General features: G+C 39.9%; 24 protein-coding genes, 7 tRNA genes and 1 pseudogene. 14 read left to right on the top strand and 18 right to left on the bottom strand.

What is annotated here, in order from left to right:
* Positions 1–4: 4 nt before the first annotated feature.
* The 14 genes from ACPZ3T_RS29545 to ACPZ3T_RS29480 form a co-directional block, all read right to left on the bottom strand.
* A tRNA-Gln gene (locus tag ACPZ3T_RS29545) sits at positions 5–78 on the bottom strand.
* A 90-nt stretch (positions 79–168) separates the two neighbouring features.
* Positions 169–242 (bottom strand) — tRNA-Phe (locus ACPZ3T_RS29540).
* Positions 243–248: 6 nt separating this feature from the next.
* Positions 249–341: transfer RNA gene (locus tag ACPZ3T_RS29535), tRNA-Arg, on the bottom strand.
* 90 nt (positions 342–431) lie between these two features.
* Positions 432–516 (bottom strand) — tRNA-Tyr (locus ACPZ3T_RS29530).
* Positions 517–523: 7 nt separating this feature from the next.
* Positions 524–600 (bottom strand) — tRNA-Glu (locus ACPZ3T_RS29525).
* A gap of 34 nt (positions 601–634) precedes the next feature.
* Positions 635–702, bottom strand: a tRNA-Lys gene (locus ACPZ3T_RS29520).
* A gap of 180 nt (positions 703–882) precedes the next feature.
* Positions 883–957 (bottom strand) — tRNA-Asp (locus ACPZ3T_RS29515).
* A 201-nt stretch (positions 958–1,158) separates the two neighbouring features.
* Positions 1,159–1,695, bottom strand: a complete 537-nt coding sequence (locus ACPZ3T_RS29510) for an HNH endonuclease (protein WP_490277508.1) — start codon at positions 1,693–1,695, stop codon at positions 1,159–1,161.
* Between the two features lie 486 nt (positions 1,696–2,181).
* Positions 2,182–2,454 carry a hypothetical protein gene (locus tag ACPZ3T_RS29505; RefSeq protein WP_490277507.1) on the bottom strand — a complete coding sequence of 91 codons (273 nt, stop codon included), beginning with the start codon at positions 2,452–2,454 and terminating at the stop codon, positions 2,182–2,184.
* A 740-nt stretch (positions 2,455–3,194) separates the two neighbouring features.
* Complete coding sequence (locus ACPZ3T_RS29500; RefSeq protein WP_490277506.1) at positions 3,195–3,668, bottom strand: EVE domain-containing protein; 474 nt, start codon at positions 3,666–3,668, stop codon at positions 3,195–3,197.
* 324 nt (positions 3,669–3,992) lie between these two features.
* The gene (locus ACPZ3T_RS29495) at positions 3,993–4,199 is read right to left on the bottom strand and encodes a hypothetical protein (protein WP_490277505.1); all 207 of its coding nucleotides are present in this window, start codon (positions 4,197–4,199) and stop codon (positions 3,993–3,995) included.
* A gap of 302 nt (positions 4,200–4,501) precedes the next feature.
* Positions 4,502–4,675 (bottom strand): hypothetical protein, encoded by a 174-nt coding sequence (locus ACPZ3T_RS29490; protein WP_490277504.1) that lies wholly within the window; start codon positions 4,673–4,675, stop codon positions 4,502–4,504.
* A gap of 910 nt (positions 4,676–5,585) precedes the next feature.
* Complete coding sequence (locus ACPZ3T_RS29485; RefSeq protein ID WP_490277503.1) at positions 5,586–5,933, bottom strand: hypothetical protein; 348 nt, start codon at positions 5,931–5,933, stop codon at positions 5,586–5,588.
* A gap of 39 nt (positions 5,934–5,972) precedes the next feature.
* A complete protein-coding gene (locus ACPZ3T_RS29480; protein ID WP_490277502.1) occupies positions 5,973–6,263 on the bottom strand; it encodes a hypothetical protein in 291 nt (96 codons plus the stop codon).
* A 246-nt stretch (positions 6,264–6,509) separates the two neighbouring features.
* Between ACPZ3T_RS29480 and ACPZ3T_RS29475 the strand changes: the two genes are divergently transcribed.
* The 10 genes from ACPZ3T_RS29475 (at position 6,510) to ACPZ3T_RS29430 (ending at position 12,980) form a co-directional block, all read left to right on the top strand.
* A complete protein-coding gene (locus ACPZ3T_RS29475; protein ID WP_490277501.1) occupies positions 6,510–6,728 on the top strand; it encodes a hypothetical protein in 219 nt (72 codons plus the stop codon).
* Positions 6,729–6,978: 250 nt separating this feature from the next.
* On the top strand, positions 6,979–7,449 hold the full coding sequence (locus tag ACPZ3T_RS29470) for a hypothetical protein (protein ID WP_490277500.1): 471 nt from the start codon (positions 6,979–6,981) through the stop codon (positions 7,447–7,449).
* Positions 7,427–8,044, top strand: coding sequence for a hypothetical protein (locus ACPZ3T_RS29465; protein ID WP_490277499.1), 618 nt, complete (start codon positions 7,427–7,429; stop codon positions 8,042–8,044). The genes ACPZ3T_RS29470 and ACPZ3T_RS29465 overlap by 23 nt, the downstream gene beginning before the upstream one ends.
* Positions 8,045–8,227: 183 nt before the next feature.
* Positions 8,228–8,884, top strand: a complete 657-nt coding sequence (locus ACPZ3T_RS29460) for a hypothetical protein (protein ID WP_490277498.1) — start codon at positions 8,228–8,230, stop codon at positions 8,882–8,884.
* Positions 8,885–8,888: 4 nt separating this feature from the next.
* Positions 8,889–9,518: a hypothetical protein gene (locus tag ACPZ3T_RS29455; protein WP_490277497.1), complete on the top strand. Its 630-nt coding sequence runs from the start codon at positions 8,889–8,891 to the stop codon at positions 9,516–9,518.
* Between the two features lie 5 nt (positions 9,519–9,523).
* Positions 9,524–11,050, top strand: a complete 1,527-nt coding sequence (locus tag ACPZ3T_RS29450; protein ID WP_490277496.1) for an ATP-binding protein — start codon at positions 9,524–9,526, stop codon at positions 11,048–11,050.
* Positions 11,051–11,098: 48 nt separating this feature from the next.
* Complete coding sequence (locus ACPZ3T_RS29445; RefSeq protein ID WP_490277494.1) at positions 11,099–11,386, top strand: hypothetical protein; 288 nt, start codon at positions 11,099–11,101, stop codon at positions 11,384–11,386.
* Positions 11,387–11,408: 22 nt separating this feature from the next.
* Positions 11,409–11,699, top strand: a complete 291-nt coding sequence (locus tag ACPZ3T_RS29440; protein ID WP_490277493.1) for a hypothetical protein — start codon at positions 11,409–11,411, stop codon at positions 11,697–11,699.
* Positions 11,690–11,968, top strand: a complete 279-nt coding sequence (locus ACPZ3T_RS29435) for a hypothetical protein (RefSeq protein WP_490277492.1) — start codon at positions 11,690–11,692, stop codon at positions 11,966–11,968. The genes ACPZ3T_RS29440 and ACPZ3T_RS29435 overlap by 10 nt, the downstream gene beginning before the upstream one ends.
* 793 nt (positions 11,969–12,761) lie before the next feature.
* Positions 12,762–12,980, top strand: coding sequence for a hypothetical protein (locus ACPZ3T_RS29430; protein WP_490277491.1), 219 nt, complete (start codon positions 12,762–12,764; stop codon positions 12,978–12,980).
* Between the two features lie 214 nt (positions 12,981–13,194).
* On the opposite strand, the gene arfB is transcribed toward ACPZ3T_RS29430, so the two are convergent.
* Both arfB and ACPZ3T_RS29420 read right to left on the bottom strand, forming a co-directional pair.
* The gene (arfB, locus tag ACPZ3T_RS29425) at positions 13,195–13,608 is read right to left on the bottom strand and encodes an alternative ribosome rescue aminoacyl-tRNA hydrolase ArfB (protein ID WP_490277490.1); all 414 of its coding nucleotides are present in this window, start codon (positions 13,606–13,608) and stop codon (positions 13,195–13,197) included.
* 67 nt (positions 13,609–13,675) lie between these two features.
* A complete protein-coding gene (locus ACPZ3T_RS29420; RefSeq protein WP_490277489.1) occupies positions 13,676–13,855 on the bottom strand; it encodes a hypothetical protein in 180 nt (59 codons plus the stop codon).
* Between the two features lie 105 nt (positions 13,856–13,960).
* On the opposite strand from ACPZ3T_RS29420, the gene ACPZ3T_RS29415 reads away from it, so the two are divergent.
* The 3 genes from ACPZ3T_RS29415 (at position 13,961) to ACPZ3T_RS29405 (ending at position 14,970) form a co-directional block, all read left to right on the top strand.
* Positions 13,961–14,146, top strand: coding sequence for a hypothetical protein (locus tag ACPZ3T_RS29415; protein ID WP_490277488.1), 186 nt, complete (start codon positions 13,961–13,963; stop codon positions 14,144–14,146).
* Between the two features lie 75 nt (positions 14,147–14,221).
* Positions 14,222–14,533, top strand: a complete 312-nt coding sequence (locus tag ACPZ3T_RS29410) for a hypothetical protein (protein WP_490277487.1) — start codon at positions 14,222–14,224, stop codon at positions 14,531–14,533.
* 74 nt (positions 14,534–14,607) lie between these two features.
* Positions 14,608–14,970, top strand: coding sequence for a VHL beta domain-containing protein (locus ACPZ3T_RS29405; RefSeq protein WP_490277486.1), 363 nt, complete (start codon positions 14,608–14,610; stop codon positions 14,968–14,970).
* A gap of 67 nt (positions 14,971–15,037) precedes the next feature.
* Here ACPZ3T_RS29405 and ACPZ3T_RS29400 read toward each other — a convergent pair whose 3' ends face one another.
* Both ACPZ3T_RS29400 and ACPZ3T_RS29395 read right to left on the bottom strand, forming a co-directional pair.
* Positions 15,038–16,123, bottom strand: a complete 1,086-nt coding sequence (locus ACPZ3T_RS29400; RefSeq protein ID WP_490277485.1) for a tyrosine-type recombinase/integrase — start codon at positions 16,121–16,123, stop codon at positions 15,038–15,040.
* A gap of 176 nt (positions 16,124–16,299) precedes the next feature.
* Positions 16,300–16,815 carry a hypothetical protein gene (locus ACPZ3T_RS29395; protein ID WP_490277484.1) on the bottom strand — a complete coding sequence of 172 codons (516 nt, stop codon included), beginning with the start codon at positions 16,813–16,815 and terminating at the stop codon, positions 16,300–16,302.
* 280 nt (positions 16,816–17,095) lie between these two features.
* On the opposite strand from ACPZ3T_RS29395, the pseudogene ACPZ3T_RS29390 reads away from it, so the two are divergent.
* Positions 17,096–17,650, top strand: a pseudogene (locus ACPZ3T_RS29390) (DNA/RNA non-specific endonuclease); the annotation flags it as partial.
* Position 17,651: the final 1 nt, after the last annotated feature.

Raw genomic sequence — 17,651 nt, 5'->3', positions numbered from 1 at the left:
TAGGCTGGGAAGGAAGGAATCGAACCCTCAAACTTCGCATTCAAAGTGCGACGGCTTTGCCTGTTTGCCTACTTCCCAATAAATGGCTGCCCCAGTAGGACTTGAACCTACAACCTCCGCGTTAACAGCCGCTTGCTCTGCCATCGAAGCTCTAGGGCAATGTGCCAGTCCCCCAGATCAGAATCGAACTGACGACCTTCTGTTTTTCAAACAGACGCTACTACCAACTGAGCTACCAGGGGATAAGGCGAGAACGGAAGGACTTGAACCTTCACTTTACCCTGCGGGAAGCAAGCTACGGTTTCGTAGACCGATGTGTTATCCAGTTACACCACGTTCTCAAAACGGAGAGCAGTGGACTCGAACCACAGATGCAATCCCATCTGTTTAGCAAACAGTGCCGATCGCCTGATCGATTTACTCTCCATTGTTGGTAGGTCGGGCAGGAGTCGCACCTGCAACGCAAGAAGCGGCTGTTTTACAGACAGTTGCCCACGCTGATAGGCGAGCCGACCCATGAATTTGGTAGTGCAGACGGGACTTGAACCCGCTAATTACAAGCTTGAAAGACTTGCCGCTCGGCCACTTCGCTTCTGCACCATGTATGCCATGTAAGTTGAAAAAGCTGTTGATTCACACACAGGAATTGAACCTGCATAGACTGTTTAAGAGACAGTTGCCTTACCATTCGGCTAGTATGTAAGCTTTTTCGGTTAGGACACGGCAACGCTAAAGACTTGGATTTGAACCCAGAACAACAGTTTTGGAGACTGTGGTGTTGCCATTACACCATCTGTGCATTTGGAAGCCTTGACGGGAGTTGCACCCGCTTCTCTTTGACTGAGAATCAAAGCGACTTGTCTATTTGTCCACAAGGCTACACGGGGATGATGGGATTTGAACCCACGGCTTCCTGTTCGACAGACAGGCACTCTAGACCAACTGAGTTACACCCCCACATTGAGTGGCAATTATTCAGTTTTCATGGTTCTGATAGTGTTTGCTCTGTGCCTTTTTGGGAGGCTTGATTGCTTCACTACATTTATACTACATAAATACTACAAAGGTGTCAAGGGCATACTACAAACTTTTTTGAGAACTGAGAGGGCAAGGGTTACTTAATAGCTGTATTGCCCTCTGTGATTGAGTTTGAGTAAATTACTCAGCTTCAGTCAGGCGTTGTGAGTTCCAAAACTGTTCTGCAAATGCGACTGCTGGGTGAATTGGGGCTTTGGGCTTGGTTTTTAGTACCATTCCAGTTTCATGGGGTAAGCGATCGCTCTTAATTGAATTGCACTTGGAACACGCAGTTACAACGTTGTCCCAGGTATGCTGTCCACCTTTTGAACGGGGAATTACATGGTCAAGCGTTAAATGCTTGGTGCTACCGCAGTATTGGCAGGTGTGGTTGTCTCGCTTCAAAACCTCACGACGGTTTACAGGCGGTACTTTCCAATGCCGTTCGGGATTGCCAATGGTCAAGCGGATGTGTTCTGGTACTTGTAGTACGAGACTGGGTGAGCGAACTTCCCACTCTTTTGTAGTACCAAAATTCAACGATTCTGCTTGACCTGTAACTAACAGCACGATTGCTCGTTTGATATTGATGCGTGCTAGTGGTAAGTAGTTCTTGGAGAAGACTACTACTGAATTTTGTAGTATATGGGATTGCTGAAAAGGTGGTTGAGCTTCCATTCTGATTCACTCCTAAAAAAATAACCCCCGCCTCTGAGATTCAGGAGCGGGGGTTAGGTAGTTGATACTTTTTGCCCTATATCGGTGCTATGAGACATTTGCACCTCCCGCTTTGGATAATTTGATCTGGATTGAGCCAACAGGCTAACGCTCCAAAAATGCCAACACTTACAGATAAATCTGTAATGAACAGATACATTCCCTCAAATGCAAACAGCGCGAATATTCTGCCTAAACCCTTGGGTCGGCAATGCACCGCGCTACTAATTGTTGAGGAGAATCTGCTGATCATTGAATGTTTGTAGTATTTGTAATTCAGACTAATTTCAATAATACACTTGTAGTATGGTTTTGTCTACTGCACAGATGTGGGGGGAAAGCCTAACGAGCGATCGCAGTCTCAGACCGGATCGCCTTTTCCTTGGGGATGATAAAGTCACTTTACTGATTTTGTTATCTTGTAAGTGACTTACAACTCACTTAATCTCAATTCTCAGTTACATCATCACTATTTTCCTTTGCCTGTTTTCTACCTTGCTTTTTTGTGGGCTGCGGATTTGTCGAAGACTTACTTTGTCTCACTAGTCCCAGAATTAACGGTGTAGCAGCAGCAATAATGGTAGGTAGGAGAGCTAGATAATGATATGGCGTTGGCTGAATTATTGGTGGTGCTTGCAAGTTGGGATTAGCAGATGGAACTTCGATATTAGTTTGAGATAGATAATCTCTTGACTGATGTTGCTGATTATTTGTTATCATTTTGGTGTGTACCAATAAACAATACCAAAGCTCACTACTGGTATAAACCAGTAATGGTACTTTGGCGAACAAAACACGAGCATCTAGAACTGACGGGAATCAGTTCTGTTGAATGCAAAGAGAAAAAATACTGACGGGAATCAGTATTAATATAAGCAATAACAAAGAGCCTAGAACTGACGGGAATTAGTTCTAGGTTTCTTTATACCTATTAACTAGCATACAAGCAAAATCAGTAGTTTTAATAGTCTATATGGTTAATTTTTCTTATAATTAAAAATTTTTTGATTTTTTCAACAATGTCAATGTTCTACAAACCGTGGTGATAATTAGCATTTTTGTTTTTTTCAAATCTCATATGTTTTTGTTTGGTAACAGCCTATTTTGCTTAGAGTTATAAACTTGGTTAACCAATTTTTTTTATATTTTACCCCCACTTACCCCACACTTACCCCACACTTACCCCGTAAATGTACATGAACTCATAAGTGTTTTGATTAAAATTATACATAAGTAAAGATTATCAAAGATAGTGAAATCGCGCAAATATTAGGCGATCGCCCAACCCAAGGCATCGCCTTTTCCTCTAAGAAAATTGTTTAGTTAAGTGCAGCCATAATCGCAGTTTCTATCTAATGTAATGTTTTCTCCTGTACAAAGCCTGTTGCTGCATTGATTTTGTTTAAATACTTGGATACTTGAGTATCTGTATACTCGCAAAGTACATAAGCACTTCATAGTTAATAGTTATTTGTTGGTATTGAACACCTCATCCCCAAAATCTTCTGCGCCACCGCTTCAGGAACGCTCATCACCGATAAGCGATTTCCTTTTCTCACCACCATTAGTTCTTCGGGGTTAAATTCTTCTTTGAGTGTTGATAGCAAGATAGGTTGGTCGAAGGTTTCCACAAATTCCACTACAACTGTTTGCCAACGGGGAGATTCAGGACTTGATTTTGGATCAAAGTAAATACTATTTAGGTCAAACTGTGTGGGGTCAGCAATATCCGTTTTCACTACACGCATTAGCCCAGCAATCCCAGGAGGATTAGTATTGGAGTGATAGAAAAAAGCTAAATCTCCTGGCTGCATTTGGCGCAGAAAGTTACGAGCTTGATAATTGCGGACACCGTCCCAGATAGTTTTCCCCTGCTGTTGTAGGTCAGTAATGCTAAATACTTCTGGTTCTGACTTCATGAGCCAATAATTCATCGCAATAGATTATAGATAGATAAGCTTTCTCATCTACTATCCCATTGGGGAGGCGAAAATTAGACCATAATTAAATCATTTATGCCAATCCCGACAAATTAACCTGACTGTACCAGAATCTGCTCCCGTAAGTTAGAGAGGCGATACGCGTTTCGCTTTGAAAAACAGTTTTTAGTACCTGAAGCGCAAAAGGCGATCGCAAGAAGGCGGGGCGTAAGCCCATCGCCCTCTCAAAGACCGGATCGCCTTTTTTCCTCTAGGAAATTGCAGTTAACAGCCTGAGCGATCGCCCATCAGCCCATCAATGAAACTTGTCCTAAAAATTCAGCCCAAGTTGCAGTTTGCAGTTTTGAAATTTACTGAGTCTCCCTGTTCTATATAAATTTTTACCTCTTCATAAGCCAAGCTGCTAAACTGGTTGCAATCATTAGCCTCCAGTATGTGGTGTAGTTTAGGTAGCAAATTATCGCTGACTTTTGGCGGTTCAATTGGCTCAAATAAGTTTTCTGATACTTGACTTTGATGTGTCATTTTCTTAGAGGAAACTTTTGGTAGATACGTAGATGCTTTGATTTATCGTTAAATAAGACCAAAATTAAACAATCATAACGTCAAATTTTCTACATGATATTTAGTTTTTTTACTAAGTAATAAAACTAGAGTTAATAACCAACACTAGTAATATTCCTTGATATTTTTTTTAACTCAAAATTCTTAGTGTATAAATCATAGGAAGTCTGCATTTTTGAATACCAAGAAAAAAGCTTGTCTCGAAGCTGTAAAAACTCTGAGACAAGCTAGGTAATTTTTAGTATCAAGTGATTTTTCTTAGACTAGAAATTTATTGGTGGTAGTTCACAAACAGATGGGTGATTAATTTCCACACTAAAATTTCCATACTTCAGGGTAATCACTTTACCCTTCAAAGCTGTAATTGTCAGTGCTGTAGATAAAACAACACTGATGATCAAAGTGCCAGCAAGAAAATAGGCTCTTCTGGGTGACATGAATTTTCTCCTTTCGTGTCTCTTGGCAACGGAGCGGATTCAGTACAAGAACACGAAAAAGGGACAATTAAGGCGCGACCACTTAAGAGTCTGTCTTTCTCGGAATCCTTGATACCAGATTCCAACTTCGCTGACTTTATTATAGATTAGTGCTTGCAAAGAATACAGCAAATAGCATCTGTATTTTCTTGTTTATAAAATCCAACTAGTAATAACAACAAGTAATTTTTATTACTGTTAATTTAATAATTTATAGAGATTTAATTACCTGAAGAGCTTGCTTGATAAATATATTTTTAATTGGATACTAAGAATTGCAATTCAAGTCCGTGTACAATTTTTTGTCACTCAACAGCTATTACTGTTAAATATACTGTTAGTACGGATATTACTACACTGAAGCAAATTAGCAGTTGAACTAATTAGTCCAACTGCTAATCTGTTTTTTTATCCATGTAAGAAATCTGTCAAAAGACAGACTCTTAAGTGGTCGCTTCTTTATGTTAGACAACTTTAACAAAAACGTCAACAAAAACCTCTAATCTATCTGGTTTTTTGGTAAACGTCAATATTATTAGCAAAATTTGGCCAGAATTTTATTTTCTCGCAATAATCCCTATAAATGTTGCCATATTGGCACTTTTATATATTTAAAAAACTAATACGAATGAGGATGGAAACCAAAAAATATTTATATTTACTCGTAAGATAGTTATTAAATATACAGGCAGAATAAATAACAATCTAGGCTACTTATTCTGTGAAATAAGGAATCAATAGCAATTCCTCCAATTCCAGAAATTTTTGCATGGTTTCACAAAAATTAAACTAAACAATAAGCGATAAGCGATCGGTTACGCCATAGCTATTGAGATAGTATTCGTGACTGGGGGAGCATATAAGTTTTAATTTACTCAAAAAGACTCAGTTTAGTTGGTGGGGTCGGGATGCAAGTTTCATAGTTTGGATTCTCAGGGTAGAAATTGTAACAATGTCCCACTTCATCAAGGATAACCATTGTGTAGCAGTTGCCATTAGCTTCGTAGCCAATTCTGTACTCAATATCTCCTACAATCATCCCTGCCCATTTATCACTCACACCAGCGCGAATATTAGTTAAAAGCTTTTCCACAAGTGGCTGGTAAATTTTTTTAGGCATACCCATTAGGCTTTTGTTGATATGCTCTGAGAACTCGTTGCTAGTTAAGGTGTGGATTATTAGCCTAGCTTTCTGTTTACGTTGACTTGCTTTACCCATCAAATCTTTCTCAGTTTAGATTACTACTCTTTTCACAAACTACCCCTCATCCCCTGACTTATACTCTAGCCCTTCCTCACCAGGAGTCATCTTTTGAGCAGTGCCGTTAAGAATTTGCTCCCACATCTCATCAAAGGTGATACCCCGCTTTTTAGCTAGATATTCCACCCGCTCTTTAATTAGCTTGTCGCGTTCCTGAAGCTTGGCACATAGCAATGATTGTGCCTGGACAACCTTAGTACGACCATTTACCCATGAATCCACATGGAGTAAATCATTGTAATACTCGCCTAGTGCGGGAACTGCTAACCTTTCATCTTTTCTGGGCATTTCATCCTTTCTGGTCAAACCTACTGCATTCATATTGCTACCTAAGTGCTTCTATTTTTCCAAATCTGCCCCAGAATTGGCACAAAAAAGGAATATAAACATACTTTATCCCGATATTGTCCCAAATGTGGTACAAATATGCCCACATTTGATAGGATGCAAAAGTAAGAAGCAATGCGCCCCCGACGGTGACGCGCCGGGGACTTCCCCAACCGTAGAATCAGCTACAGCAGGAGCAAAACTATTATGAGTGCAGAAGAACAAAAACGCGAGTATGTCTTGAATGCGATCGCCGCTTACCCAACTCAGCAAGAAGCAGCGATCGCACTGGGGACGTGTCCTAAAGTGATTTCGCAATGGAACAGAAATAAAGCTCAACCCAGAGACTTAGCAGTTCGAGTAGTTCAGCTTTTAGAGACTTTAAAGGGTGCGGGAATTGAAATACCACCGCCGATAAATTTTTAATCTACTAATTTACTTTAGTTATTGCCCCCTACTGGCTAGGGGGTTTTTAATTAGTTTAGATGTTTTTTGCACCAAAATCTAACACTTGAAACAATTACAGGTGATAGAAAAACTCTGATTATTGGGCGTATTCATTAAGCTTGAGCAAGAGAAAATTTACTACAAAAACTTAACTTAATGATTAAAAAATAATCAGTTTGGTGCTAAAACATAATACTTTTACTGCCAAAATTCGCAGATTTTTGATGCAATGGTGTGTACACTGCAAAGACCTGTTGATAGACAACTAAGAGAAGTATATGAGGCTTTTATAGGCGATCGCATCGGGGATACTACATGGCGATCGCTCAAAAAATTCCTCTTAGAATCTGGACTTGAACTTAATGCGAACAACTTACACGAGTATGCAACATTAAGGAAAAGCTACCCAAAATTATCATTAACGCCACTAGAATTTAGAGCAATTCTCGCAGCATTTGATAATGCTAAAAACTTAGTTCCTAATTTGATAACTGGTGAAGAATTTATCCGGTTACTAATTGCTAAGGATATCAGACCAGATATTTCAACTATTTACCGATGGTTTAAGCAGGCTGGCTCTAAATATAGCAAAATCACCACCTACTCTAGTAGCGTAATTTTTGCAGTTATTTACCGTGCTGTGGTTTGGAAGTTCATTAGTGAAAGGAAAGAAAGAAATGGCTTTAGCATCAGGAACTAGAAGAGTTTATAACCGCCTGTACAAAAATAAGGCTACTGCTGGGGCTTATGCTCCAACTCCTTCTCAAATTGAAGAATATTTTACATCTCATAACTTTGATGCTGATAACCTGACTAATGAGCAGTTTAATCAAACTGTTAATCATTTTTCCAAGGGTGAGTTATCAACATCAGTTGAGAATAACACTGAAACTGATGTAACTACACAGAGTAATCAGATAGTTATGTCGAGTGCTGACAAACAAGCATTAGTAAATACCCAGTCATCAGCACTAGGTTTTGCTTTGACTGAAGAGGAAACGGCAGAAATAGCTAATAAAATTGATGATGTATTTGATGATTACTCATCATTTATAAGCAGTGTTACCAGTGCTATTAAGGCTTACATTGCTCATAAGTTTGACACTATTGAAAGTGATTTAGAAAGTAGCACTACTGAAGTTAAAGAATATTTAACTTCACGTACTAACCAATTAAATCAAAAATTTTCTAACTTTGCTGACAATGTAAAAGCTATCCAAACCGATACTCAAGAAGTAAGAACCAACTTAAGAACCTCACAAGCTGCTATATTGTCTCGGTTTCGCTTCTCGTAAAGAGGCTACGCCAACAACGCGATTATTTTTTAGAATAATTGCGTTGATATCTTTACTCTTTGCTTTTTCAGGAATTTCTCAAGCCTACCAACACTATCATTTACCTTCAAATATTGAGGAACGACTGAGAGAAAAAAACTTAATTTACTACTGCCCTTTATCTATTCCAAAGGAAAAATGCTAATGGTCAAGGCTAAATACATAAAAGACCATGTAACAGGTTACGGTAAAAATTTAAGTAGAGCTACTAGAGATAAATTTGGTGTCTCCAATCAGCTAATAGTTAAAGCTGCGATGGGAGATGAAAAAGCCCTGACTCAAATTGCTGACATGGGTAAGCTAGGCGAGAGAATAATAATGGTAATGCCAAAAATTAAGGAGCATTTAACCACCTATATTCAGGGAAATACAGAGTATAATCAATCCCTCGCTGAAATCTACAAACAAGGTGGTAAAGGCGCACTAGCTATTAATAAATCTGGGTCAGATTTAACGTTAGAAAATACGAAGTTTAACAATTTTTTAGAGGAATATAAAACGCGGTTGCTTGCATCTTTAAACGCTGAAAACAATAGACATACTGACCAGATGGAAATAATTCAATTACAAGCTTGGGTAGATAGCCAAATGAAGGAGGTAGACCATAAGGTACAAATGAGGTCTATATCTAATAAACCTTATGTAAGCCAGATGAAAGCTGATGCAGATTATGAAGATAGAAAAATTCAGCACATTTTAGAAAATGGTAGTGAGAGTAATTTAAGTTTATTACCCCGTAAACAATACGTTACTAACCCAATACAAAAAGCTTGGAATTGGGTAAGAGAAACATTTAGCTAATTAAATGCCCCATTGGGGGCTGGAATATTTAATTATTATGATTCCCTATGATTTTTCAGACTTTAATGATGATGAATCGCAAGCAGTACAGGCAAATTACCCAGTAGAAACAGATGATAGCTTTACACCTGACCAAATAGAGGAAATTAACAACTATAAACAAAGAGCTAATAGCAAGATATCCAAAAATGATTCTGTGTTACGTGGGTTAGAGACATTCTTCTGGGGCGTAAGTTCCTATTCCTTGTGTAAATGGCTTGTTTTAAATCTTGGAACTAATGGTATAAGCCTTGCGATCGCAATAGCATTAGCCGCAAACCAAATAGTAAACCGTGATTGCCTGGATAGCTTCAACTTAAATAGGAAAGATGGACAGTGGGAAGTAGACGGTATGGGTAAGTTATTAAAATTTGTTTTTGGATTATTAGCCAGTTTCTTTGTTATATGGGCTTCTATAGGTAATTTTATTGGCATGGTAAATGATTCAAAATCAACTTATAGCGCATTAAATAACGCTATTGAACAGTTCAATACTTACCCAAAGGAAGAACAAAACCAACTGCTAACAGGTGGTGTGGTAGGTGCAGCGTTGGTGGCATTAATTTTTATTGGTATTGGAGCGAATAGAAAGTAATTGTTATGAGAAAGCTTTTGCCTATTGTTACTGCTATAGGTGTTGTCAGTTCATTAGCATCAGCTTTCTACTTAGGAAAGATTAATGAGTTTAGCTTTGACCAAATAGTTGTACAATTTTGTCCAAGGACTGCAAATATTAATCAACCAGATGCCCAAGAGTCACAGGGAAGGTTAGATTTAAAATATTGTCGGTACAGATATAGATTGCTAAAAGAAGTATGGCAAACTGAACAATACAAAGCATCTATACCTCTCTCAGACGAATCATTTTATATTCAAGAATTAAGGGGCAATAATTCCGGTGGAATCTGGTTATTACTAGCTCCCTTTTTGGCTGGTACTGCTTATTTAGCATGGTCTACCAAATGCCAATATGATTATGATGAAAGATTTAAGCAGTTGGAAGATTTGAAAACCTACTACAAGCTGACTACTGTATCAGCAAGAAATGAGCGTGATTTTAAGGTAACAGCTATAAATCAAAATTGGGATACTCAGCGTGTCAGGGCTGGTCAAATTTCTGTTGAGGCTGTGCAAGATAAGTTAGAGCGACAATCTGAAATTCAAAAGCGCACCCATAACTCCACACTTAAACAGTTTGACTTAAATGATAGTCAGATTGATAAGCAAATTGCTGAGGAACAATTAGCCAAAGCTAAGGCTGATAAGGAAAAGAATAAAATATTAAATAATATTAGTAATGATGACGAGGATAGTGATAGTAGTGGTAAATCATCATCCTCAAAAGTTGCTAAATCAAAATTAAAACTTGGCGATGATTACAAGTGGATTTATAAGCTATTAAAACTTCCATTTAGAGTTTTGAGTGGTGAGCAAGGTTCTGGTAAGTCCACACTTGAACGGTTAATGATACGGCTGCTCAAGGATGACGGCTGGCACGTTGTCATTATTAACCCTGAAACTAATCCTAATGTTTGGTCAGGCGTTCAAGTCCTTGCTGATGTTGATGAAATTAATGATTTCTTTGAGCAATTCCCGACTGCGATCGCAATGCGTCAACAGGAATGCAGAGATTTAGGCATTGATGAGGATGACTATCTCGATTTCATCAAGGATAAAAGCGGTAAGGCGGGTAAAGTAGCTGTGTTTTTGATGGAGGCGAACACCTACGAAGTACACGGTGTTAATCCATCACCTTGGGCTAACTTTCTCAAGCAATCATTGACTAACATCAGAAAATGGGGTTATACAGTCTGCTTAACTGCTCACTCAGACAACCAAACCAGTATATCTAGCGAGTTAGCAGGCTTTTCCAAGAATATTGATGCAGCACCTAGAGTAGATTGTATAGCCAAGGCTGGACTAGATGGGGAGGCCGTCAGCAGTGGTAAAGCTTTACTGAAAATGAAGGGAATTAAGGATAAAGAACCTGTAGAAGTTGACCTTTATAACTATCCCAAAAGTAAAAACTTTGGTGATCAAGCATTAGCACAACCGCCCCCAATTGAAACTAAACAAAAATCAAAAACTAATAACGGAGATTGGTATGAGGAAATAATATGTAGGTAAATAAGTCATAAGCGATCGCTTACTTCTACACTTTCCTCTAAGAATGAAATGATGACTACAATTACTGATTTTGAAGCTTTAGCAGATGCGGCGGATTTTCGGGCTTTATTTCCATATAAAAGCCAGATTCACGCATGGGTGTATATCACCCATGATCAACTCAATATAGGTGAAGTAGCCAATGCTTTCTACCACTCTAATTTAGAAGTGGTGGAACACTGGACTGAGGCTGGTGATATTAAATTTTACAAAGAGCTTGAAAATGTCCCTAATACTGATTGGATGGTGGTTTTAATTCATCCATTTTATATAATGAAGCCTATAATTAAAGACTAAATATAATTAACAAGGTTAGTAAATGAGCTTAGTTAAAAATGCCAGAATCTCCAAAGTCTCAAAAAACTTTGGAAATTATTCACACCACACTACAAGTAGCGGAACATATACAGAAGGAGTTGTCACAACTCCCTTTGGATTTGTAAAAGTCTATGCTGAATCTAGTTTTTGGGCAATTGAATTTATATGGAGTGGCAAATCTTATCATCTTGGATGTAGATGTAAAGAGCTATCATCTGATAAAGCCTTAACTCGTAGAGCTACTAAATTTGCCAAGGAAGTTGTACAAAAAAGTTTTAATAATTGTTTGTAGTGGAGAGCGATCGCACTCCATCCTCTAAGAATATGATTCCCAAAACGCTAACATTTAAAAATAATCCCATTGAAGCCCAAGAAAATTACCAGGGATTTGCAATAATCATTACTTACTGCCAGCCAGATCCTTATGATGTAGGCTGTTATTTCTACTATATCCGCAATGCCAATTTAGAAATTTTGGCAGACAATACTAAAGGATATGGGGAAAGTAGTATTGATGGTGCATTGGCTCAAGCCAAGCGCACTATAGAAGAGTTGATGTAGCTGCACCGTTCACCAAACCTCAACCCAAACCAGAGAAGCGAAGTCATTGGGGTAGCAAGTTGCTAGGCGGGATGAATGTAAAACAGAAACCAGCGAGTAAAAAAAGTCATCCCCAGGGCAATTAAGCTTACCTTGGAATCAGTGCCATAGGCGGAAAGTCCCCAAGTGCAAGATGTTGCAGAAAAATTTATTCTAGCTAATTGCTACAAGTCTTGAAAATTTGCTATCTTTGATTTTAGTTGCTTTTGTCCCCCACCCCCTGTTTCGTTCGAGCGACACTCGCAGCAGCAATATTCGTCATTTGATGTTTTGACCAGAGTTATGTTTTGACCGTTCACAGAGTTGTGCTAATTGGGTGGATGGGTTAAGGAAAAAGTCAACAAGCTGCTATGGTGTTCGTTCATTCAACTTAACTTCAGGGCTTGCCTTGAAGAAGCACAAGGATAACTGTATTTTATATGCAGATGTCCACTGCTGGTCACATTTTGCTATAGCAATTTGTGATTTGAGTTGTATGCACGAATGCCCGGTTAAACAAAGCAGCATAAAATCAAGCTTTTAGCTACCGGAATTGTTGCAAACGCTCTCTTCAAGGCAGCCTCCTAGATTAAACTCAAGGAGGTATAAAAAGTGCAACGTTCGATCAGTATCAGCAATAGTAATAAGACCGCATTAAATGCGGATGCCCCAGGCTGTCTTGAGTCTGGGGCTTTTGTGTTTGCTGTTTTGCTCACAGAAAAAAGCCCGGAATCTCTCCAGGCCAATCAATATAATCCACTTTCATGATATAGCTATGCGAATTGAAAAAAAGAACTCGCCCCTACTTCCCAAGAAAAATTTACCCACTGGGAAGTATGCTTACCTATTCCTTGCCCTTGTTGCGATCGCTCATGTTGTTGCAGCCGTGTTATCTGGTTGTAATCCTGTGAGCTTCTACCTAAAAGGACTAGGTATTGAGTACCAGTTTGAAAAGGGGGCTTGTCAACTTCCACCAGATCAACAGCAGAAGTAGGATGAGTTAAATTAAGATGCCCAGTGGTGCGATTATGCGATCACCTCTGGTGGACGGAACGCCATCACTGGGCATTTGCAATTTCTTAGAGGAAAAAGCGGGGCGCGAAGGTTAGGAAAGTTGAAGGGTTGCGATCGCTTAATCCGCACAAGTTTCAATCCGTAATAAGGATTAGCAGTAATTGCAATATGTTCAGGATGCGATGCGCCGAACTTTAATCAATTATCTGCCTTCTCATTGACTTAATTTGTCCTCGCTTAGTTTTACTGTCGAGACGTTTGGAGTGAGAACTGCGAGTTGGTTTGGTGGGTTTGCGTTTTCTTTTGAGTACGACTGCGCTTTTAATAAGTTCTTTGAGTCGTTCTAAAGCTTCCTCACGGTTTTGCTCTTGGCTGCGATGTTCTTGAGATTTGATGACAATAACACCCTCTTGGGTAATGCGTCGGTCATTCAGTTTCAAAAGCTGTTCTTTGTAGAAGCTGGGTAATGATGAAGCCTCAATGTCAAAGCGTAAGTGAATGGCAGTAGCAACCTTGTTGACGTTTTGACCGCCTGCTCCTTGAGAACGAATCGCGCTCATTTCGAGTTCGCTATCGGGGATAATAATTTTATTAGAGATGTGCAGCATACCTTATATATAGCGTTATTAGGGCGATCGCGTAGCGGTAGCAAGTCCAAGAGCGTCTACCTACGGATTAACTTTGTCCTTCCAAAAGCTTTTTACCTTTGGCAATGTAAGGGGCTATTTCCTTGCGAATAATTTCACTCATGGTGATGCCATTCGCCAGACACCAAGCGTCAAAAGCAGCCTTATCATCTGGTTCTATCACAATTTGTATATAGTCTTTTTTTCGGTCTAATTTTTTTCTGGGCATGGCTCACCTTTTTAATTAATAGCATATTATATCATGATATCTATCATGATATAATTATTACTATGAGGGACAAAAAAACTACACCCTCATCAGGAGGTGAAACAAATGACTCAATCCAAAGATGGCAACGGACACGGAGAATATAACCCTGAAGTCGAGTTTGAATACTTGGATGCAGATGTCTGGATTAAATCAGACTCTCAAGGGAATCGAGACGTTGCTTATACTGAAGATGTCTTAGAAGCATTAGAAGAAGAGGAAGATGAAGAATCGGACTCTGACGATGAATAGCTTTTAAATTGACATCTGCCCTCAGCTGACACCTGGGGGCTTTCTTCATCATCTCTTCTACTTGGAGTATAGCTTATGTCAACGACAAGTATTATTCATCCCCTTCACTTCCAGATTATTCAGAGAGTTGGTACAACATGGTATTTCAAATATGGAAGTGTTTTCTTTAATCGCACTGATAAATCTTTACCCGAAAGTGACCGAGAAAGATTATTTGGGATAACCAAAAATCAAATAGTAATTGAATTGTTCCGCATCAATGGTGGTAAATCTGGGTATTACCTTGCTAATCTTCGAGACAAACAATATTACTACTGTGGTGATGACTGGGCTTCGGTCAAAACCAAATTCAAAGAATTGGGGATTGGGCGGGATGAACCAAGTTAGTTTTTGAATAGCGATCGCTGCCGTTGCTTAACCTTTAGCTGTACTTTTAAAAGATGTACACTTCAAGACGATCAATGGTCAAATTTACACACGTTAACTTCGCCATTATTAGCAGTACGTTGCTTTTATATGCAATCAGTGCTGGTGCGCCTCTTGCCAATGCTCAATCCAAACAATGTGAATCTGAATCTGTTTCAATTTCCCGCAGTGGAAAAATAGCTACGGAAATTACATTTATCAACCAACGCAGCGCGCCAGTGAGGTTGTATTGGCTTGATTACTCTGGTCAACGGAAGTTTTACGCCTTAATTGCTCCAAACAATAGAATTACTCAAAGCACCTATGTAACTCACCCTTGGGTAATTACTGATACTAAAAACAACTGCCTGGGTGTTTATTATCCTGATGGACAACCGCGCATAGTAGAAATTCTCTAACATCCTAAAGCGATCGCCTCCGGCGGGCGGTTACGCCATCGCTTGCTGTCTAAACAGGTGTTTTCCCTCAAAATCTTGGCAGTACCGTACCTGTCCCTGCATCCTTTTTGGGACGAATATAAGTTTTGGTAGTATCAGACTTGGTATGTCCCAACTGGTCTTGCACATCAAACAGTGGTTTAATTTCCACTGCCCTTGTTGCGTGAGAGTGCCTGAGCCAGTGACAAGAAAATTCTATTTTGGCTACCTCAGAGATATCTTGAATCAACCTTTTAATCGCCCTATCGCTCAACGGCAACCCCCGCTTTTTCGGGTCGGGTGACATATTGGGGAATACTGGCATCTTGTCACTAGCCATCCCTCGGTACTTTTTGAGCAACTTTGATGTCTCGTGGTCTAAGCCAATCTCGCGGTACTTCCCACCCTTCCCCCGAAACTTAATTGTGTAATACCCGCGTTGTCTATCTTCTGGTGATGGGTCTGGTTGCCATTTAAAGTTATGCCAATATAACCCCGGATAATCTTCTTTGGGTTTCCCTGGTTCATCACCCGGAACAGTTACACGTCCTACTTCACCAACCCGCATCCCGCTATAAAACAGCAAACAAAAAATTAGCCAGTGCTTTCCCCCCAACTGCTGGGCAGCTTGGGCTAGTTTCGCCATCTCCCAATCTTCTAGATACCGTTCTGCCTTCGGTAATTCACTAAAATTATCGTAATTTATGGTACTGGCAATATTCCGCAAGAAATAGCCAACATTTTCTCCACTCCCGTAACTCCACAGCGACCGCAGCATCAAAATCTGGTTCGTTTTTGTATAAGGGGAAACCTCACCCCAAGATGTAATAAAATCTAGTAACTTCGGCTGCTGAACTAATCTTAAATCGGGTATGCCTTCACTGCGTACCCATAAGAGGAATTTTTGACCAAACCGATAGTATTTTCGCTTAGTTTGTTCGCGGTTTTGACTGCCTGCCCAAGCTAAGATTAACTCCTCATCATTACTAACAGCAGGGGTGCGGTAATAATATTGCCTGATCACCTCCGATACCAATTCTGGAGTTACTTGTGGCGAAGTATTTGACGTTACAACGTTTCCTGATTTGGCAGGCAGAACTTCTACGGAGCTAACCTCAATATTAGTCACATCCATTGGGGAAATAAGAGTTACGCGACAATAAATATCTAGCTTCCTAGAAGTGCAGTTTCAGGAAGCTTATATTTTATTCTAAAGCTTAAGTGGATGTGCCGACATGAAGAGAACGGTTAAACCTTCGCTTTGGCTTTGGGGTTGGTGGTGATTTAGGTGTAGCATTTAGACGAAGGAAGTTATTTCACTGGATGGTACAGCCCGTCATTGGGGTGATATTCCCAAGCTGTACTCATGGGGTCGCGGTTACGTGACCAACTGATAAATTCTTTGGGGGTGAGTTTTTCTCTTTCAGTAATCAGGCTTTGGGCAGTAACGCCTAGTCTTTGGGCTAAACTTTCATTTGTTCTGGGCTGTAGTTCAACTTGGGGTTGCTGGTATGAGTACGCTTGTCTACGAGGTCGAGTGTTGTTGCTGTATCGAAGAGAAGCCATCGCCCTCTCAAGAAGCTCCAGCTTCTTGGTAATTGTATCTAGTTTGGTTTCTAGCTTCGCCTCTAGCTGCTTCACTGCTAAACTACTAGGGGCAATATCGCTATCAATTTTGCTATCAAACTGGGTGATTAATTCCTCTAACTCTTGCAGCAAGGCGATTGTATGACCTTGACGATGTAGTTTAGATAGTTTTTTTACTGCTGGAATTAGGGCAGTAGGGACGCGAATCATTTCACTTGGTGGGTTTTTTTGGTCAGTCATTTGATATCAAATTTGATAGCAATTAACTGATTGTAGAGTGAAAGCGGTCTTCTGATTGCGATCCGCTAAATTCTTAGAGGAAAAGTGAGTGATGGGCTACACTCCACCGAAAGAGCGATACCTACGGTAAGCTACGAAGATCGCCTACACCAAATTCTTAGAGGAAAAATTAGGGATGGTGGGGCAGGAGACTTTACAATTTGAAGCAAAGCGGAGTGAAACTCAGGAAATACAATCAGAAATGCTGAAGTGAAATAAATCTCTAAAGGTGCGTCAATTTATGGGAATTTGTCGAAATTTGGGTGTAGCGACGTTGGTGGCGTTGATTGTTGGGTGTTCGCCAGCCCAGTCCCAAGTGCCACCATTAACTGAACTTTCCCCATCAATCAGCGTGCATTTACTCTTGGGAAATCCCAGTGGTGCAACACCAACAAAGCTTACGCCTGATAATTACCTGATGGTAAAAAATCAATATGCACTCTCTTACAACAACAGCAAGGGAACTGCCAACTGGGTAGCTTGGCAGCTGAACTCCTCATGGCTGGGAGATGCAGACAGGCAGAATAATTTCCGCCCAGACAAAACATTGCCTGCGGGTTGGGTGCGAGTGACTCCTTCTATGTACTCTGGAAGTGGTTATGACAGAGGGCATATTGCACCTTCAGCAGACCGCACCCGAACAGCAGAGGATAATGCGGCTACTTTCCTCATGACAAACATGATGCCCCAGACACCCGATAACAATAGAAATACGTGGGGTAATTTAGAAGATTATTGTCGAGAATTGATAAGCCAGGGCAAAGAACTTTATATTGTCGCTGGACCTAGTGGTAGTA

It is taken from the genome of Aliinostoc maniaoense, from assembly GCF_058172895.1.
Note: the sequence above shows the minus strand (reverse complement) of the source record. Positions and strands in the feature narration are given on the sequence as shown.

Excerpts from the sequence above, each read along its gene's own strand:
- ACPZ3T_RS29510 (WP_490277508.1), bottom strand. The coding sequence starts at position 1,695 with ATGGAAGCTCAACCACCTTTTCAGCAATCCCATATACTACAAAATTCA.
- ACPZ3T_RS29505 (WP_490277507.1), bottom strand. The coding sequence starts at position 2,454 with ATGATAACAAATAATCAGCAACATCAGTCAAGAGATTATCTATCTCAA.
- ACPZ3T_RS29500 (WP_490277506.1), bottom strand. The coding sequence starts at position 3,668 with ATGAATTATTGGCTCATGAAGTCAGAACCAGAAGTATTTAGCATTACT.
- ACPZ3T_RS29495 (WP_490277505.1), bottom strand. The coding sequence starts at position 4,199 with ATGACACATCAAAGTCAAGTATCAGAAAACTTATTTGAGCCAATTGAA.
- ACPZ3T_RS29490 (WP_490277504.1), bottom strand. The coding sequence starts at position 4,675 with ATGTCACCCAGAAGAGCCTATTTTCTTGCTGGCACTTTGATCATCAGT.
- ACPZ3T_RS29485 (WP_490277503.1), bottom strand. The coding sequence starts at position 5,933 with ATGGGTAAAGCAAGTCAACGTAAACAGAAAGCTAGGCTAATAATCCAC.
- ACPZ3T_RS29480 (WP_490277502.1), bottom strand. The coding sequence starts at position 6,263 with ATGCCCAGAAAAGATGAAAGGTTAGCAGTTCCCGCACTAGGCGAGTAT.
- ACPZ3T_RS29475 (WP_490277501.1), top strand. The coding sequence starts at position 6,510 with ATGAGTGCAGAAGAACAAAAACGCGAGTATGTCTTGAATGCGATCGCC.
- ACPZ3T_RS29470 (WP_490277500.1), top strand. The coding sequence starts at position 6,979 with ATGGTGTGTACACTGCAAAGACCTGTTGATAGACAACTAAGAGAAGTA.
- ACPZ3T_RS29465 (WP_490277499.1), top strand. The coding sequence starts at position 7,427 with ATGGCTTTAGCATCAGGAACTAGAAGAGTTTATAACCGCCTGTACAAA.
- ACPZ3T_RS29460 (WP_490277498.1), top strand. The coding sequence starts at position 8,228 with ATGGTCAAGGCTAAATACATAAAAGACCATGTAACAGGTTACGGTAAA.
- ACPZ3T_RS29455 (WP_490277497.1), top strand. The coding sequence starts at position 8,889 with ATGCCCCATTGGGGGCTGGAATATTTAATTATTATGATTCCCTATGAT.
- ACPZ3T_RS29450 (WP_490277496.1), top strand. The coding sequence starts at position 9,524 with ATGAGAAAGCTTTTGCCTATTGTTACTGCTATAGGTGTTGTCAGTTCA.
- ACPZ3T_RS29445 (WP_490277494.1), top strand. The coding sequence starts at position 11,099 with ATGATGACTACAATTACTGATTTTGAAGCTTTAGCAGATGCGGCGGAT.
- ACPZ3T_RS29440 (WP_490277493.1), top strand. The coding sequence starts at position 11,409 with ATGAGCTTAGTTAAAAATGCCAGAATCTCCAAAGTCTCAAAAAACTTT.
- ACPZ3T_RS29430 (WP_490277491.1), top strand. The coding sequence starts at position 12,762 with ATGCGAATTGAAAAAAAGAACTCGCCCCTACTTCCCAAGAAAAATTTA.
- arfB (WP_490277490.1), bottom strand. The coding sequence starts at position 13,608 with ATGCTGCACATCTCTAATAAAATTATTATCCCCGATAGCGAACTCGAA.
- ACPZ3T_RS29420 (WP_490277489.1), bottom strand. The coding sequence starts at position 13,855 with ATGCCCAGAAAAAAATTAGACCGAAAAAAAGACTATATACAAATTGTG.
- ACPZ3T_RS29415 (WP_490277488.1), top strand. The coding sequence starts at position 13,961 with ATGACTCAATCCAAAGATGGCAACGGACACGGAGAATATAACCCTGAA.
- ACPZ3T_RS29410 (WP_490277487.1), top strand. The coding sequence starts at position 14,222 with ATGTCAACGACAAGTATTATTCATCCCCTTCACTTCCAGATTATTCAG.
- ACPZ3T_RS29405 (WP_490277486.1), top strand. The coding sequence starts at position 14,608 with ATGGTCAAATTTACACACGTTAACTTCGCCATTATTAGCAGTACGTTG.
- ACPZ3T_RS29400 (WP_490277485.1), bottom strand. The coding sequence starts at position 16,123 with ATGGATGTGACTAATATTGAGGTTAGCTCCGTAGAAGTTCTGCCTGCC.
- ACPZ3T_RS29395 (WP_490277484.1), bottom strand. The coding sequence starts at position 16,815 with ATGACTGACCAAAAAAACCCACCAAGTGAAATGATTCGCGTCCCTACT.